This is a genomic window from Streptomyces sp. NPDC017448, from assembly GCF_044330565.1.
GTDB lineage: Bacteria > Actinomycetota > Actinomycetes > Streptomycetales > Streptomycetaceae > Streptomyces.
Genome location: NZ_JBIRLM010000018.1, coordinates 1 through 14,249, shown reverse-complemented (window position 1 = coordinate 14,249; position 14,249 = coordinate 1). Strand labels below are relative to the sequence as shown.

Genomic DNA, 14,249 nt, shown 5'->3' with positions numbered 1-14,249 from the left:
GCAGGATCGCCGTCCATGATCGCGCATCGCCTCCCTCGGCCTGCAGGGGCCCCGGCGAACACCGGTGTCAGCCGCTCCACTTCCACTCGGCGACCTCGGGCAGGTCCGTGCCGTGCTCGCGGATCCAGGCATGGTGGCGGGTGCGGGCGTCCGCCATCTCCTGGCGCAGGGCGACGGCGCGGACGCCGAGGCCGGGCACCCGGTCGATGACGTCCATGACCAGCCGGTAGCGGTCGAGGTCGTTGCGGACCACCATGTCGAACGGGGTGGTCGTGGTGCCTTCCTCCCGGTAGCCGCGTACGTGGAGGTGGGCGTGGCCTGCGCGGCGGTAGGCGAGCCGGTGGATCAGCCACGGGTAGCCGTGGTAGGCGAAGACGACCGGCCTGTCGCGGGTGAACAGGGCGTCGTACTCGGAGTCCGGCATGCCGTGCGGGTGCTCGGTGTCGGGCATCATGCGGGCGATGTCGACGACGTTGACCACGCGGACGGCCAGCTCCGGCAGACGGCGGCGGAGCAGGTCGGCGGCGGCCAGGGTCTCCTGGGTGGGGACGTCCCCGGCGCAGGCGAGGACCACGTCCGGCTCCCGGCTCCCGTCCTCGGTGCCGGCCCACGCCCAGGCCCCGGCGCCGCGCGCGCAGTGGGCGCGGGCCTCGTCCAGGGTGAGCCAGTCGAAGGTGGGCTGCTTCCCGGCGACGATCACGTTGACGTAGTCCCGGCTGCGCAGCGCGTGGTCGGCCGCCGAGAGCAGGGTGTTGGCGTCCGGCGGGAGGTAGACGCGGACGGCCTCGGGGCTCTTGTTGAGGATGTGGTCGACGAAGCCGGGGTCCTGGTGCGAGAAACCGTTGTGGTCCTGGCGCCAGACGTGCGAGGTCAGCAGGTAGTTGAGCGAGGCGATGGGCCGCCGCCAGGGCAGCCGGCGCGAGGTGCGCAGCCATTTGATGTGCTGGTTGACCATCGAGTCGACGATGTGGGCGAACGCCTCGTAGCAGGAGAAGAGTCCGTGCCGGCCCGTGAGGAGGTAGCCCTCCAGCCAGCCCTGGCAGAGGTGTTCGGAGAGCACCTCCATGACCCGGCCGTCGTGGGCGAGGTGTTCGTCGGTCGGCAGCGTGCCGGCCTGCCATGCCTTGCCGGTGGCCCGGTAGAGGGCGTCGAGCCGGTTGGACGCGGTCTCGTCGGGGCCCACCACCCGGAAGTCCCTGCGCCCCGCGGTGGCGGCCATGACGCTCTCCAGGAAGCCGCCGAGCACCTTGGTCGGCTCGTGGAGGGCGGCGCCGGGTGCGTCGACGCGTACGGCGTGGTCCGCGAGGTCGGGCAGCGGAAGGTCGCGCAGGAGCAGCCCGCCGTTGGCGTACGGGGTGGAGCCGAGGCGGGCCTCCCCCTCCGGCAGGCAGGCGAGGACCTGCTCCGTGGGGCGGCCGTCGGCGTCGAACAGCTCCTGGGGCCGGTAGGAACGCAGCCAGGCTTCCAGCTGCCGCAGGTGGTCCGGGTTGTCGCGGACGCCGGAGAGCGGGACCTGGTGGGAGCGCCAGGTGTTCTCGACCGGAAGCCCGTCGACCTCCTTCGGCCCGGTCCAGCCCTTGGGGGTACGCAGGACGATCATGGGCCAGCGGGGGCGTTCGGTGGCGCCGTCCTCACGGGCTTCCCGCTGGTGGGCGCCGATGCGGTCGAGGGCGGTGTCCATGGCGGCGGCCAGGGCGCGGTGGACGGCGGACGGGTCGTCGCCGGTGACGAACAGCGGGTCGTGCCCGTAGCCGCGCAGCAGCCGCTCCAGCTCCTCCTCGGGGATGCGGGCCAGGACCGTCGGGTTGGCGATCTTGTAGCCGTTGAGGTGGAGGATCGGCAGGACGGCCCCGTCGTGGACGGGGTCGAGGAACTTGTTCGCGTGCCAGGAGGCGACGAGGGGTCCGGTCTCGGCCTCGCCGTCGCCGACCACGCAGGCCACGAGGAGTTCCGGGTGGTCGAAGGCGGCCCCGTAGGCGTGGGCGAGGGCGTAGCCGAGTTCGCCGCCCTCGTGGATGGAGCCGGGGGTCTCGGGGGCGACGTGGCTGGGCACGCCGCCGGGGAAGGAGAACTGTTTGAACAGCCGCCCCATGCCCTCGGCGTCCCGGCCGATGTCGGGGTAGGTCTCGGAGTAGCTGCCCTCCAGCCAGGAGTTGGCGAGGACGGCGGGCCCGCCGTGGCCGGGCCCCCATACGCACAGGGCGCTCAGGTCACGGGCCTTGATCACCCGGTTGAGGTGGGTGTGGACGAGGTTGAGCCCCGGTGAGGTGCCCCAGTGGCCGAGCAGCCGCGGCTTGATGTCCTCGGGGACGAGCGGCCGGGTCAGCAGGGGGTTGCCCATCAGGTAGATCTGGCCGACGGCGAGGTAGTTGGCCGCGCGCCAGTGCGCGTCGAGCGCGGCGAGTTCGTCGTCGGTGAGGGGGGCGGGCGCGGTGGGGGCGGAGGGGGTCGGGGTGTCGCTCACGGAGCTGGTCTCCTCGTCGGCTGACGGCGCACGGGCGGTGGGGCGGGCGTCAGGACGCCTCGGGTCCGTACCAGAGCGTGGTCACGTTGCAGAACTCGCGGATGCCGTGGCCTGCCAGCTCCCGGCCGTAGCCGGAACGCTTGATGCCGCCGAAGGGCAGGGCGGGGTGCGAGGCGGTCATCCCGTTGAAGAAGACCCCGCCGGCCTCCAGGTCGCGGGCGCAGCGCTCCTGTTCGCCCGCGTCGCGGGTCCAGACGTTGGAGCTGAGGCCGAAGGGGGTGTCGTTGGCGAGGTGGATCGCCTCGTCGAGGTCGGCGACCCGGTAGAGGGTGGCGACCGGTCCGAAGGTCTCCTCGCGGTGGACGCGCATGGCGGTGGTGATGCCGGCGAGCACCGTGGGCTCGTAGAACCAGCCGTTGTCCAGGCCGCCGCCGAGCTTCTCGGGCCGGCGCCCGCCGCACAGCACCCGGGCGCCCCGTTCGACGGCGTCGTCGACGAGTTCCTCCAGGTCGGCGCGGCCCTGCTCGGTGGAGAGCGGCCCGATGTCGGTGGCCTCCTCCAGCGGATCGCCGACGGTCAGGGCCCGCATGCCCTCGGTGAACCGTTCGGCGAACGCGTCGTACACGTCGGCGTGGACGATGAAGCGCTTGGCGGCGATGCAGGACTGCCCGTTGTTCTGGACGCGTGCGGTGACGGCGGTGGCGGCGGCCTTGGCCACGTCGGCCGAGGGCAGCACGACGTACGGGTCGCTGCCGCCGAGTTCCAGCACGGTCTTCTTCACCTCGTCGCCCGCGGTGGCGGCGACGGAGCGGCCCGCGGGCTCGCTGCCGGTGAGCGTGGCGGCGGCGACGCGCGGGTCGCGCAGGAGGGCCTCGACGGCGCCCGAGCCGATCAGCAGCGTACGGAAGCAGCCGGCGGGGAAGCCCGCGCGGTGGAAGAGGTCCTCCAGGTACAGCGCGGTCTGCGGCACGTTCGACGCGTGCTTGAGCAGCCCGACGTTGCCCGCCATCAGGGCGGGGGCGGCGAAGCGCACCACCTGCCAGAGCGGGAAGTTCCACGGCATCACGGCGAGGACGACGCCGAGCGGCCGGTAGCGGACCAGGGCGCGGGAGGCGCCCGAGTCGTGCACGTCGCCGGGGTCCGGGTGCTCGTCGGCGAGCAGCCCCTCGGCCCGGGCGGCGTACCACCGCATCGCCTTGGCGCACTTGGCCGCCTCCGCGCGGGCGGCGGTGACGGGCTTGCCCATCTCCAGGGTCATGGTGCGGGCGATGGTGTCGCGATCCTCGTCGAGGAGGTCGGCGGCCCGGTTCAGCCACGCCGCGCGCTGCTCGAAGGGGGTGGTGCGGTACTGGCGGAAGGTCTCCGCGGCGGCGGCGATCCTGCGTTCGGTCTCCTCGTCCCCGAGGGCGTCGAAAGACCTGATCAGTTCGCCGTTCGCGGGGTTGACCGTCGCGATGGGCATGGCAGTGGCCTCCTTGCGTGGATACTCCGACCGTGCCGCCCCGCGCCGGTGCGCGCAACGCGGCCCGTTCCTCCCCCGCGCGTACCCGGCCGGCGCGGATCATGCGTGCGAGGGGCGCCCCGCCCGGCCGGCGGAGCGTCCGGGCCGCACGTTCCGCGTCGGCCGGTGCGGGGGCCGCCCGCGGGGACGGTTACCCGAGCGCCGCGAGGGGGAGGCGGCGGGCGGTGCGGACGCCGGGGAGCGGGGTGTGCGGGAGCAGCCCCGCCGCCCGGGGCGCCTGGGCGTAGCGGGTGAACCAGACCACCTTGCCGTCCGCGGTCCGGCAGGTGCCCCAGCTGTCGCTCAGGGCCATCACCCGGCTCAGCCCGCCGCCGGCCGGCAGCAGCCGGGGCATCCGGGCGCTGTCGTCCGCGACGGACACGGTCACGCGCCGTCCGGTCCAGTGGAGTTCGACGACGCAGGTGCGGCCGTCGCCGACATGCCGGTGGACGTTGGTCAGGAGTTCGTCCAGGGCCCGGCAGACCGGCCGGACGTGCAGGTCGAGACTCCAGTGGCGCAGGTGTGCGGCGACGATCCGCCGCACCTGGGAAACACGCTCTGCCGACACCTGCAGTTCGACCGAGTAGAGCCGGTCGGGTGGAACGGTCATCGTCGAGGCTCCTCACCACGAGGCCCACGTGCTCCCCGCCGTACGTCACCCCGTCGTACGAACGACCCCCGAACGCGCAGCGTGAGCACTGGTCACTTCTGGGTCACTCATCAGGGTGGGGCCGGTACGCCGAACGCGCAACAGCGGAGCCGTCCGTGCCGGTGGGAGGGGTTCTCGGGTCACAGCAGGTAGGGCAGGAGGGTGTCGGGGGTGAGGGGCAGCTCCCGCAGCCGGGCGCCGGTGGCGTGGCGGACCGCGTTCCCGATGGCGGCGGCGGTGCCGACGATCCCGATCTCCCCGATGCCCTTGCTGCCCATCGGGTTGAGGTGGCGGTCGTCCTCCTCGATCCAGTGCGCCTGGATGTCGGCCGTGTCGGCGCAGACGGGCACGTGGTAGGCGGCGAGGTCCTTGGCGGTGAAGTCCCCGAAGACCGGGTCGGTGCCGCAGCCCTCGGTGAGGGCCATGCCGATGCCCATGACCATGCCGCCGGTGAACTGGGAGCGTGCGGTGCGCGCGTTGAGGATGCGTCCGGCGGCGTACACGCCGAGGAGGCGGCGTACGCGTACCTCGCCGGTGACGGCGTCGACCGCCGTCTCGGCGAAGTGGGCGCCGAAGGCGTGCCGGGCGTACGGGGACTCCTCTCCGGCCTCCTCCTCGGTGTCGGCCGTGGTGGTGATCCCCTCGGACGGCAGGGGGCCGGTGTGCTCCGCGAGGCGGGCGGCGAGAGCGGCGGCGGCCTTGTGGACGGCCCAGCCCCAGGAGGCGGTGCCGGAGGAACCGCCGGCCAGGGGCGCGGCGGGCAGGTCGGTGGAGCCGATGTCGACGCGGACGGCCTCGGGGGCGGTGCCGAGCGCGTCGGCGGCGATCTGGGCCAGTACGGTGCGCGCCCCGGTGCCGATGTCGGTGGCGTTGACCCAGACGTGCAGGGAGCCGTCCGGCGCGGCGTGGGCGCTCGCGGTGGACGGGGAGACGAGGACGGGGTACGTCGCGGAGGCCACGCCCGTGCCGATGAGCCAGCGGCCTTCCCTGCAGGCGGCGGGGCGCGGGTCGCGGTCGTGCCAGCCGAACCGCGACGCGCCCTCGCGCAGACAGGCGGCCAGCCCCCGGCTGCTGAAGGGGCGGCCGCTGTCGGGCTCGGTCTCCGGGTCGTTGCGCAGCCGCAGCTCCACCGGGTCCAGGCCGAGCGCGGAGGCGAGTTCGTCCATGGCGGACTCCAGCGCGTACATTCCCGAGGCCTCTCCCGGGGCGCGCATCCAGGAGGGGGTGGGGACGTCGAGGGCGGCCACCCGGTGTCCGGTGCGGCTGTTCGGCGAGGCGTACATGACGCGGGCGGGCACGGCGGCCTGCTCGACGAACTCCTTGACGGTGGAGGTCTGGGTGACGACCTCGTGGCTGACGGCGGTGAGCGTCCCGTCCGGGTCGGCGCCGAGCCGGACCCGCTGGATGGTGGGGGCCCGGTACCCGACGACCTCCGCGAGCTGGGCCCGGGGGAAGCCGAGCTTGACGGGGCGGCCGGTGTGCCGGGCGGCCATCGCGGCCAGGACCCCCTGGGGGCGGGTGGTGCCCTTGGAGCCGAAGCCGCCGCCGACGTGCTCGGAGACCACGGTGATCCGGTCCGGGTCGAGGCCGAACGCCTGCGCGAGGCTCTCGCGGACCTTGGTGGCCCCCTGGCTGGAGTCGTGGACGGTGAGGCGGCCGTCCTCCCACACGGCGGTGGCGGCGTGCGGCTCCATCGGATGGTTGTGCAACGGGCTCATCCGGTACGTGGCGTCCACCTGGACGCGCGAGGCCGCCAGGGCCCGCTCCACGTCGCCGCGCACCCGCAGGGCGGGTTCCCCGCCGTTGGCCTCGTCGGGCGTGTAGAGGCCGGGGTGGTCCTCGGTGAGGACGACGTCGTGCGGATCGCGTTCGTACTCGATGTGCAGGACCCCCGCCCCGGTGCGGGCCGCTTCGAGGGTCTCGGCGATCACGAGGGCGACCGGCCAGCCGTGGTGCGGAACCCGGTCGTTCTGGAGCACGGCGAGGATCGGGTCGTCGGGCTCCTGCAGTTCGGGCGCGTTGTCGTGGGTGAGGACGGAGTGGACGCCCGGTACGGCGAGGGCGTCCACGGCCCGTACGGCGGTGACGCGCCCGGCCGCGACGGTGGCCGGGACGGTCCAGGCGTACAGGCATCCGGCGGGCGTGCGGTCGAGCGCGTAGCGGGCGGCGCCGGTGACCTTGTCCCGGGCCTCTCTGCGGACGACGGGCGCACCGGGGAACTGCGGGGCTTGCGTGGTCATGGCGGGGGATCCTCGAGGTCGTCGGGGGCGGGCGCGTTCGACCGGCGGGGGGCCGACCGGTCGGGGCGTTCAGCCCGTGGGGGCGGGCTGCCGCTCGGTGAGTTCGCCCAGTACGTCGAGGGCGAGCCGGAGGGCCAGGTCCACCTTGAAGGCGTTGTCGCTCAGCGGTCGCGCCTCGGCCAGTTCCGCGGTCACGGCGTGCCGGAAGGCGGCGGAGGTGGCGGGGGCGTCGCGCAGCTCGGCCTCGGCCCTGCGGGCGCGCCACGGCCGGGACGCCACGCCGCCGAACGCCAGCGTGGCGTGCTCCACGCGCCCTGCCTCCACCCGGAGGGTGGCGGCGACGGAGACGAGCGCGAAGGCGTAACTGGCCCGGTCGCGGGCCTTGCGGTAGCGGGACGGGGCGCCGGGCGCGGGGGGCGGGAGCACCACCTCGGTGATCAGCTCGCCGGGCCGGATCACGGTGTCCTGGTCCGGGTTCTCCCCCGGCAGCCGGTGGAACTCGGCGACGGGGACGGTCCGTTCGCCCTCGGGCCCGATGAGGACCACGGTGGCGTCCAGGGCGGCGAGGGCCACGGCCATGTCGGACGGATGGGTCGCCACGCACTCCGGTGAGTACCCGAGGATCGCGAGGTCCCGGTTGGTCCCCTCGTACGCGGGGCAGCCGGAGCCGGGGAGCCGCTTGTTGCAGGGTTTGGAGACGTCCTGGAAGTAGCGGCACCGGGTGCGCTGGAGCAGGTTTCCGGCGGTGGTGGCGGAGTTGCGGAGCTGTCCGGAGGCCCCGGCGAGCAGCGCCTGGGAGAGCGCGGGATACCGCTCGGTCACGTCGGGGTGGGCGGCGAGGTCGCTGTTGCGGACGGTGGCGCCGACGCTCAGGCCACCCTCGGCCGTCCGGGCCACCCGGTCCAGCGGCAGGGCGGCGACGTCGATGAGGGTCCGGGGCGTCTCCACGCCGAGTTTCATCAGGTCCACCAGGTTGGTCCCGCCGCCCAGGAAGCGGGCGCCCGGACCGGCGGCGCAGAGCCGGACCGCCTCGTCGGTGGAGGCGGGGCGCACATAGCCGAACGGTTTCACGCGATCACGTCCTCGATGGCTTCGACGATGCGGGGGTAGGCCCCGCACCGGCAGAGGTTGCCGCTCATCCGTTCCCGGATCTCGTCGGCGTCCAGCGCGACCGGTCCGGTCGCGGCGGTGTCCGGTTCGGTGGCGTGCGAGGGCGCGCCGTCCGCGGCTTCGCGGAGCATGCCCACGGCCGAGCAGATCTGGCCCGGGGTGCAGAAGCCGCACTGGAGGGCGTCCCGCTCGACGAAGGCGCGCTGCAGCGGGTGCAGCTCCTCGCCGTCGGCGAGCCCTTCCACGGTGGTGATCGCGGAGCCGTTCCGGGCGACGGTCAGCTGCAGGCAGCTGTTGACCCGCCGCCCGTCGACGAGGACCGTGCAGGCCCCGCACTGGCCGTGGTCGCAGCCCTTCTTGGCGCCGGTCAGGCCGAAGTCCTCGCGCAGGGTGTCCAGGAGGATGCTGCGGTGGTCGACGGTCAGCGTCGTCTCCTCGCCGTTGACGCGCAACGTCACGGCGGAGTGTGCGTCGACGACCGGTTCGGGTTCGAGGTCCGCTCCGAGAGCGAGGGAGTCCATACGCGCGCCTTTCGCTTCGCCGCGGGGCGGGCCCGCCCCGCGGCCGTGGTGCCGGTCGTGTCCTCGTGCGGGCCGTCAGCGGTTCTCCAGCCGCAGCCGGACCTCCTGCTCCTGGTCGCCGGCGGCCGTGCCGACGACGCTCACCGCGAAGGCGCCGTCGAGGTGGGTGCGCAGCCGGTCGACGGCCCGGTAGCCGCCCTGGGCCTCCACCGTGACCGGTGCGGTGAGGCGGGCGGGGCCGGCGTCGGCCTTGGGCTCGGAGACGTCGACGGTGGTGACCCAGACGTCCGGGCGGGGGCCCGAGGACGACTCGGGCGTCTCGCCCATCGGGTGGTCGGAGGCGAACGCCGCGGTGAGCACGTCGAACACGGTCCGCGCGTCCTGCGCCTCGCAGCGGCTCAGCGACACCACCACCTCCCGGTCCGCCGGGTGGTTGTCGCCGCTCTGCTCGGGGGTGCTGTTCACCGTGGTTCCTTCCGCTGGGTTGCCGGCCTTCGGGACCGCGCCGGGCCGCTCCCGCGTCCGGCCGGCTGCGGCACGGGAAGTGCCCGGAAGAGGTCTTGAGCTCCAGAGGAGCGGGCAGGAGGGCTGTTCCGGGCCCCGGCCCTGAAACTCGTTTCCCCTGAGATACCCATAAAACATGAATTGCTGTGAATAGCTGACTGATGACCTTCTCCCGGGGTATGCGCAAGACATGGATGTTCTCAATGGAGTCAATGCGGCCGGGCTTCCCGTCGCGGCCACGCTCGCGGACGGCACAGGAGCTCTCGGGCTGGCGCTGCCCCTGGTGGGGCTGGCCGTCGTCGCCCTGCTGATCGGCGGTTTCATCCTCACCAAGCGCAAGCACGACGCCGAGCCGCCGCCGCCCCAGCCCCACGAGCAGCCGGAGAAGCCGGAGCGGCGCGCGCACATCGAGGAGCGCGACCCGCACTCCTCCGACCGGTTCCCCGCGGACGGCCACGCCCTGTCCCCGTACGAGCTGAAGGACCACGGCAACGGTCCGCTGCCGCCCGACGAGGAGCAGCCGCGCGGCTGACGGGTCCGGCCGAGCCGGCCCTCTCCGCCCCTGGATCAGGGGCGGAGAGGGCCGGCTCGGCCGTTCGGGGTGTCCCCGCACGGGCCTGCCCGCCGGGCTGCGCGCGGGTTCCGCGTTTGCGGGACCGGGCCCGCCGGTCGACGCTGGTTGCTGGACCGCAGCGGTCGTGCAGGACGCCGCTGCTCGAAGAAGGCAGTGGACCATGACCGGAAGCGACCCCCGTACGGCCTCCTCGGCGGCACCGCTGACCGGGCCGGCCGCACCGTGCTGGGTCACCCTGATGACCCGGGACCTGGAGAGCGCCCAGCGGTTCTACGGGCAGGTGCTGGGCTGGTCGTTCCGCCCGGGGCGGCTCGGGGCGGATTTCTCGGTCGCCCTCCGCGACGAGGTCCCGGTCGCCGGCGTCTTCGCGGTCTCGTCGGCCTACCAGGTCGCGGTGGCCTGGACGCCCTACTTCGCGGTGGGGGACGCGAACGTGGCCGCCTCCCGGGTGCGCGAGCGCAGCGGGACCGTGGCGGTGGGGCCGCTGACGCTCGGCAAGGGGCGCGGGGTGCTGGCGTCGGACCGCGACGGGGCGTCGTTCGGCCTCTGGCAGCGCATCGAGCCCTCCACCTCGACGCCGGCCCCGGAGGGCCACGCGCACGCCTGGCTGCGGTTGCGCACCCGGGACGCCTTCGACGCGGCGATCTTCTACGGCGAGGTCCTCGACTGGGCGAGCGGGCGGCCGGGAGCCTGCGATGTGGCGTACGAGGGCGACGAGGTCATCGTGCGGTGCCAGGGGCACCCGCTGGCCCGGATCAGCTCGGGGGCCGTGGAGGCCGCGGTCGACCCCCTGGTGCGCCCGCACTGGCAGGTGCAGTTCCCGGTGGCGGACCTGGCGGCGACGGTCTCCGCGGCCGAGCGGCACGGCGGCGTCGTCGTCGAGGACCGCACCGGCTTCGCGGGCGCCGAGGTCACCCTGCGGGATCCGGACGGAGCGCTGTTCGCCGTCACCGAGGCGCGCAGCCCGGCCTGAGCGGCGGTCCGCCGTTCAGGCGTCCCCGCGCCTGCGGTCGGACGTGTCGGCGCCGTCGCCCGCGGCGCTCTCGCGCGGGCCGGACCGCCCCTTGGCGATGGCCCAGAGCGGGAAGAGGAACCAGCAGGCCAGGAACCACAGGGCCATCGCGCCGACCAGCCAGAGGGCCAGCTGGTTGTGCAGGGCAACGCGCAGGATCAGCAGCAGCGTCGAGCACATCGTGCAGAAGAGCAGCCCCAGCCCGAGGACGGTCATCCGGGAGGCCCACATCACGGTCTGCGGCTTCATCCGGCGGCCGGTGAGGAGCCGGTGGTACGAGACGGGGCCGATGAGCGCGGCAGCGGTCGCCGATCCCAGCATCACCGTCACGACGTAGATGGCCCGGTCGACGTGGCCCAGCTCCTCGAACCGGGACTGGAAGACCACCGCGAGCAGGAAGCCGAAGAGGATCTGCACCCCCGTCTGCGCGACGCGCAGCTCCTGGAGGAGTTCGGACCACTGCCGGTCCGCCCGCTCCTCCTGGGTCTCGTCCCGGCCTCTGCCCTTGGTCTCCGACATCGACGCTCTCCTCGTCTCGAAACGACCGGGCGCACTGACACACCCGTTCGACCGGAAGTACAGGTGCCCCGGGGGGACCGGGCCAATCCCATGGGCCCGGGCGGCTGTTCACCCCCTCGATCCGGTCGTCCCGCGCGGTTATGATCACCGCACGGCATCGCGCGTCGGTCACCGTCCGGGTGAGGCGTGGAGGTAGCCCGTGAGATGCCCCTGGAGGCATTCCACCGTGTCAGTCGAGTTGAACCACACGATCGTCCACTGCCGGGACAACCGCGAGTCCGCCGAATTCTTCGCGGAGCTGCTGGACCTGACGGTCGGAGAGGAGTGGGGTCCGTTCATCCCGGTCGTCCTCGCCAACCACGTCACCCTGGATTTCGCGACGATTCCCGCTGATTCGATCGTTCCGCAGCACTACGCCTTCCTCATCTCGGAGGCGGAGTTCGACGCCGCGTTCGCGAGGATCCAGGCGCGGGGAATCGAGTTCTACGCCGATCCGCAGCGGAAGCTGCCCGGCGAGATCAACCGCAACGACGGCGGCCGGGGCGTGTACTTCCCCGACCCCGGCGGCCACTGGCTGGAGCTGATCACCCGCCCGTACGGCGGCTGATCACCACCGGGAGCCTCCCGTACGGAACGGGGCCCGGTCGCGGGTGCGCGGCCGGGCCCCGCCGTGCGGAGTGCGGACTCAGCCGACGCGGAGCAGGAGTTCGGGCCGGTCCCACAGGACCGCGGGCGGATCGGCCGGGACCGTGCCGACGGGTTCGGCGCCGATGCTCCGGTAGAAGCCCTCGGCGGGCGGGTGGGAGACGATCCGGACGCCCGTGAGCCCCTGGCCGCGGGCCTCCTGGCGCAGATGGGCGGCGAGCAGGCGGCCGATGCCGCGCCCCTGGGCCGCGTCGGCGACGAACATCAGGTCCAGCTCGGGCGGGTCGAGGACCAGCGCGTAGAAGCCGAGGACCAGGCCCGTCCCGTCGTCCTCGGCGACGAAGACCCGGTGCGTCTCGATGTAGTCCGGTCCGACCCGGTAGCCCTCGACCATCGGCGCGTACGGTCCCTCGTAGGCGCGTGAGGCGCGGACCAGCCGGGTCAGCCGTCCGGCGTCGGACGCCGCGGCCCGGCGTACCGCCACGGCGGGGTGCCGTGGAGCGCGCCCGCCCCGCCGCCCCGGCCTTCTCGATCCCATACGGCGAGTATGGGGCACCGGGAGGCGGTGGGTTCAGGCCGGCGGTCGTTCCTCGCGCCAGCGGCGTACGGCCTCGTCCACGTCGAAGGGGGCCAGCCGGAGCGGCGGGCCCTCGGGAGGCATCCGCAGCGCCCGCTCGATCTTCTCGTTGACCGCGGTCAGGAGGCGCCGCACCTCCGCCTCGCTGCGGGCGGCGGAGACCGCGCCGGGGACGTCCTCCACCTCCTTGCGCAGGGCCAGCGCGGGCGGCAGCACCGACACGCCCTCCCGCCGCATCTTCTGCTTGATCCACCAGGCTTCGTCGTACGGGCGCTCCAGGCCGTCGATCGGCTTGCCGAACCCCGGCAGCCGGGAGAAGTCGCCGCGCTGCTCCGCCTCGCTGATCTGCCGGTCGACCCAGGACTCGAAACTGACCCCGGGCGGCTTCCGTTCCGTCATGGCGCATCCCTCCGGCCCACCGCTCATCCCGACGGTTCCACCCTACCCACCGTCTCCACCGGGTCCGGGTCGGAGCGGGACCGCCTCGAACAGCGATCCGGGGGTACACGAACTCCTGCACGCAGCCCGGCGGTCGTCGCCGGGCCCGGACCGAGAGGGGTTGAACACTGTGCGACAGCAGAGCTACGTACCGGCCGACGAACGTTGGGGGCGGTAGCCGTGACGACAGCGATCATCATCGTCGCCGTGGTCGTCGTGGCGGCCATCGCCGCGTTCCTGCTGCTGCGCGGGCGCACGGCCGGCGGCCGGGGACTGCGCGGCCGTTTCGGACCGGAGTACGACCGCGTCGTCGCCCGGCACGGCGGTGACACCAAGGCGGCCGAGCGGGAGCTGGACGATCGGGTGAAGCGCCACGGGCACCTCGAGGAACGGCCGCTGGCCGAGGAGGCCCGCGCACGCTACGCCGCCCGCTGGGCGAGCGCCCAGGAACTGTTCGTCGAGTCGCCGGAGCGGTCGCTGGCCGAGGCCGACGCGCTGCTGGCCGATCTGGCGCGGGAGCGCGGCTTCCCCGAGGGCGAGGACCGTGCGGACGCGCTCTCCGTCCACCATGCCGCGCACGTCCACGGCTACCGGCGCGTGCACGCGGCGCGGAGCGGGAACGCGAGCACCGAGGAGATGCGCGAGGCGCTGATGGACGCCCGCGGCCTCTTCGAAGCGCTCCTCGCCGACGGCGGGTCGCAGCGCGAACACGGCAACGGACATCTGGTGAAGGGACACCGCGCATCATGACGCAGGCACCGAACGACAGGACGCCCCCGCCCGGCGGCACCGGCCTCCCGGAGGGCGCGGGACCGATCGACACGGGCACGCCCGTCAGGCGGCCGGCCGCACCCGGGACGGCCACGAGGACCGTCACGGGCCGGGAGAGGGCGGCGGAGCCGGTGGAGAAGCCCGCGGCACCCCCCGCGGCCGGGGCGGGCCCCCTCTCCCCCCACGCCCCCGGGCCCGCGTCCGGCGCCATGGCCCCGGACGCGTCCGCGCCGGTCCCCCCGCCCCACGACGCGGCGACGGACCCCCGGACCGCTTCCGGTCCGGGAGCCGGGCCCGCCTCCCCCGAAGGCCACGTCGAGGACCGGCCGCGCGCCGGACACCCCCTGTTCGCCCCGGAGCAGCGGGAGGCGTTCGCCGCCCGCATCCAGCAGGCCGTCACCGGGTTCGTGGAGGACCCGCGCCGGGCCGTGCGGGACGCCGACGCCACGTTCGAGGAGGTCGTCGGGGGTCTTGAGGCCGCCCTCCGGGAACGCGGGCGGAAGCTGCGCGCGGGGAAGGGCGAGGACGCTCCGGCGGCGGCGGAGACCGAGGACCTGCGGATCGCCCTCCAGCACTACCGGGATCTGACCGAACGGCTCGTACGCCTGTAGCCGGGGTCCGAGGCGCGGGGGGGGGGGGGGGGGGCCCCCGGGGGGCCGGGGGGCGCCCCCCCCCCCCGCGCCCGCCCCCGGGCGCGCCCCACGGACCCGCCCCGGCCCCGCGG

General features: G+C 74.2%; 15 protein-coding genes. 5 read left to right on the top strand and 10 right to left on the bottom strand.

Annotated elements, in window-relative coordinates; genetic code table 11:
- Nucleotides 1–67 precede the first annotated feature (67 nt).
- From ACH4K1_RS25395 to ACH4K1_RS25365, 7 genes are all read right to left on the bottom strand, one after another.
- Nucleotides 68–2,464: a phosphoketolase gene (locus tag ACH4K1_RS25395; RefSeq protein ID WP_398091773.1), complete on the bottom strand. Its 2,397-nt coding sequence runs from the start codon at nt 2,462–2,464 to the stop codon at nt 68–70.
- 49 nt (nt 2,465–2,513) lie between these two features.
- The gene (locus tag ACH4K1_RS25390) at nt 2,514–3,926 is read right to left on the bottom strand and encodes an NADP-dependent succinic semialdehyde dehydrogenase (protein ID WP_398091772.1); all 1,413 of its coding nucleotides are present in this window, start codon (nt 3,924–3,926) and stop codon (nt 2,514–2,516) included.
- Between the two features lie 190 nt (nt 3,927–4,116).
- Entirely contained in the window at nt 4,117–4,575 is a 459-nt protein-coding gene (locus tag ACH4K1_RS25385; RefSeq protein WP_398091771.1) for an ATP-binding protein, read from the bottom strand.
- A gap of 179 nt (nt 4,576–4,754) precedes the next feature.
- Nucleotides 4,755–6,854: a xanthine dehydrogenase family protein molybdopterin-binding subunit gene (locus tag ACH4K1_RS25380; protein WP_398091770.1), complete on the bottom strand. Its 2,100-nt coding sequence runs from the start codon at nt 6,852–6,854 to the stop codon at nt 4,755–4,757.
- 69 nt (nt 6,855–6,923) lie between these two features.
- The gene (locus ACH4K1_RS25375) at nt 6,924–7,925 is read right to left on the bottom strand and encodes an FAD binding domain-containing protein (protein ID WP_398091769.1); all 1,002 of its coding nucleotides are present in this window, start codon (nt 7,923–7,925) and stop codon (nt 6,924–6,926) included.
- A complete protein-coding gene (locus ACH4K1_RS25370) occupies nt 7,922–8,485 on the bottom strand; it encodes a 2Fe-2S iron-sulfur cluster-binding protein (protein WP_398091768.1) in 564 nt (187 codons plus the stop codon). Before ACH4K1_RS25370 ends, ACH4K1_RS25375 begins: the two co-directional genes overlap by 4 nt.
- A gap of 75 nt (nt 8,486–8,560) precedes the next feature.
- Nucleotides 8,561–8,950: a hypothetical protein gene (locus ACH4K1_RS25365; protein WP_398091767.1), complete on the bottom strand. Its 390-nt coding sequence runs from the start codon at nt 8,948–8,950 to the stop codon at nt 8,561–8,563.
- A 229-nt stretch (nt 8,951–9,179) separates the two neighbouring features.
- Here ACH4K1_RS25365 and ACH4K1_RS25360 point away from each other — a divergent pair, with 229 nt between their 5' ends.
- Nucleotides 9,180–9,521 carry a DUF6479 family protein gene (locus ACH4K1_RS25360; RefSeq protein WP_398091766.1) on the top strand — a complete coding sequence of 114 codons (342 nt, stop codon included), beginning with the start codon at nt 9,180–9,182 and terminating at the stop codon, nt 9,519–9,521.
- A gap of 202 nt (nt 9,522–9,723) precedes the next feature.
- On the top strand, nt 9,724–10,536 hold the full coding sequence (locus ACH4K1_RS25355; RefSeq protein WP_398091765.1) for a VOC family protein: 813 nt from the start codon (nt 9,724–9,726) through the stop codon (nt 10,534–10,536).
- Between the two features lie 15 nt (nt 10,537–10,551).
- Here the strand turns inward: ACH4K1_RS25355 and ACH4K1_RS25350 are convergent, their stop codons facing one another.
- Nucleotides 10,552–11,094 carry a DUF6328 family protein gene (locus ACH4K1_RS25350; RefSeq protein WP_398091764.1) on the bottom strand — a complete coding sequence of 181 codons (543 nt, stop codon included), beginning with the start codon at nt 11,092–11,094 and terminating at the stop codon, nt 10,552–10,554.
- Nucleotides 11,095–11,320: 226 nt separating this feature from the next.
- On the opposite strand from ACH4K1_RS25350, the gene ACH4K1_RS25345 reads away from it, so the two are divergent.
- On the top strand, nt 11,321–11,701 hold the full coding sequence (locus tag ACH4K1_RS25345) for a VOC family protein (RefSeq protein ID WP_398091763.1): 381 nt from the start codon (nt 11,321–11,323) through the stop codon (nt 11,699–11,701).
- A 78-nt stretch (nt 11,702–11,779) separates the two neighbouring features.
- Here ACH4K1_RS25345 and ACH4K1_RS25340 read toward each other — a convergent pair whose 3' ends face one another.
- Nucleotides 11,780–12,277, bottom strand: a complete 498-nt coding sequence (locus ACH4K1_RS25340; protein WP_398091762.1) for a GNAT family N-acetyltransferase — start codon at nt 12,275–12,277, stop codon at nt 11,780–11,782.
- 33 nt (nt 12,278–12,310) lie between these two features.
- Complete coding sequence (locus ACH4K1_RS25335) at nt 12,311–12,715, bottom strand: DUF1992 domain-containing protein (protein WP_398091760.1); 405 nt, start codon at nt 12,713–12,715, stop codon at nt 12,311–12,313.
- 219 nt (nt 12,716–12,934) lie between these two features.
- Here ACH4K1_RS25335 and ACH4K1_RS25330 point away from each other — a divergent pair, with 219 nt between their 5' ends.
- Nucleotides 12,935–13,504, top strand: coding sequence for a hypothetical protein (locus tag ACH4K1_RS25330; RefSeq protein WP_398091759.1), 570 nt, complete (start codon nt 12,935–12,937; stop codon nt 13,502–13,504).
- The gene (locus tag ACH4K1_RS25325; protein ID WP_398091758.1) at nt 13,501–14,136 is read left to right on the top strand and encodes a hypothetical protein; all 636 of its coding nucleotides are present in this window, start codon (nt 13,501–13,503) and stop codon (nt 14,134–14,136) included. Before ACH4K1_RS25330 ends, ACH4K1_RS25325 begins: the two co-directional genes overlap by 4 nt.
- The last annotated feature ends 113 nt before the right edge of the window (nt 14,137–14,249 follow it).

Coding starts and splice junctions, on each gene's coding strand:
- ACH4K1_RS25385 (WP_398091771.1), bottom strand. CDS start 4,575: ATGACCGTTCCACCCGACCGGCTCTACTCGGTCGAACTGCAGGTGTCG.
- ACH4K1_RS25355 (WP_398091765.1), top strand. CDS start 9,724: ATGACCGGAAGCGACCCCCGTACGGCCTCCTCGGCGGCACCGCTGACC.
- ACH4K1_RS25360 (WP_398091766.1), top strand. CDS start 9,180: ATGGATGTTCTCAATGGAGTCAATGCGGCCGGGCTTCCCGTCGCGGCC.
- ACH4K1_RS25390 (WP_398091772.1), bottom strand. CDS start 3,926: ATGCCCATCGCGACGGTCAACCCCGCGAACGGCGAACTGATCAGGTCT.
- ACH4K1_RS25325 (WP_398091758.1), top strand. CDS start 13,501: ATGACGCAGGCACCGAACGACAGGACGCCCCCGCCCGGCGGCACCGGC.
- ACH4K1_RS25350 (WP_398091764.1), bottom strand. CDS start 11,094: ATGTCGGAGACCAAGGGCAGAGGCCGGGACGAGACCCAGGAGGAGCGG.
- ACH4K1_RS25340 (WP_398091762.1), bottom strand. CDS start 12,277: ATGGGATCGAGAAGGCCGGGGCGGCGGGGCGGGCGCGCTCCACGGCAC.
- ACH4K1_RS25370 (WP_398091768.1), bottom strand. CDS start 8,485: ATGGACTCCCTCGCTCTCGGAGCGGACCTCGAACCCGAACCGGTCGTC.
- ACH4K1_RS25380 (WP_398091770.1), bottom strand. CDS start 6,854: ATGACCACGCAAGCCCCGCAGTTCCCCGGTGCGCCCGTCGTCCGCAGA.
- ACH4K1_RS25335 (WP_398091760.1), bottom strand. CDS start 12,715: ATGACGGAACGGAAGCCGCCCGGGGTCAGTTTCGAGTCCTGGGTCGAC.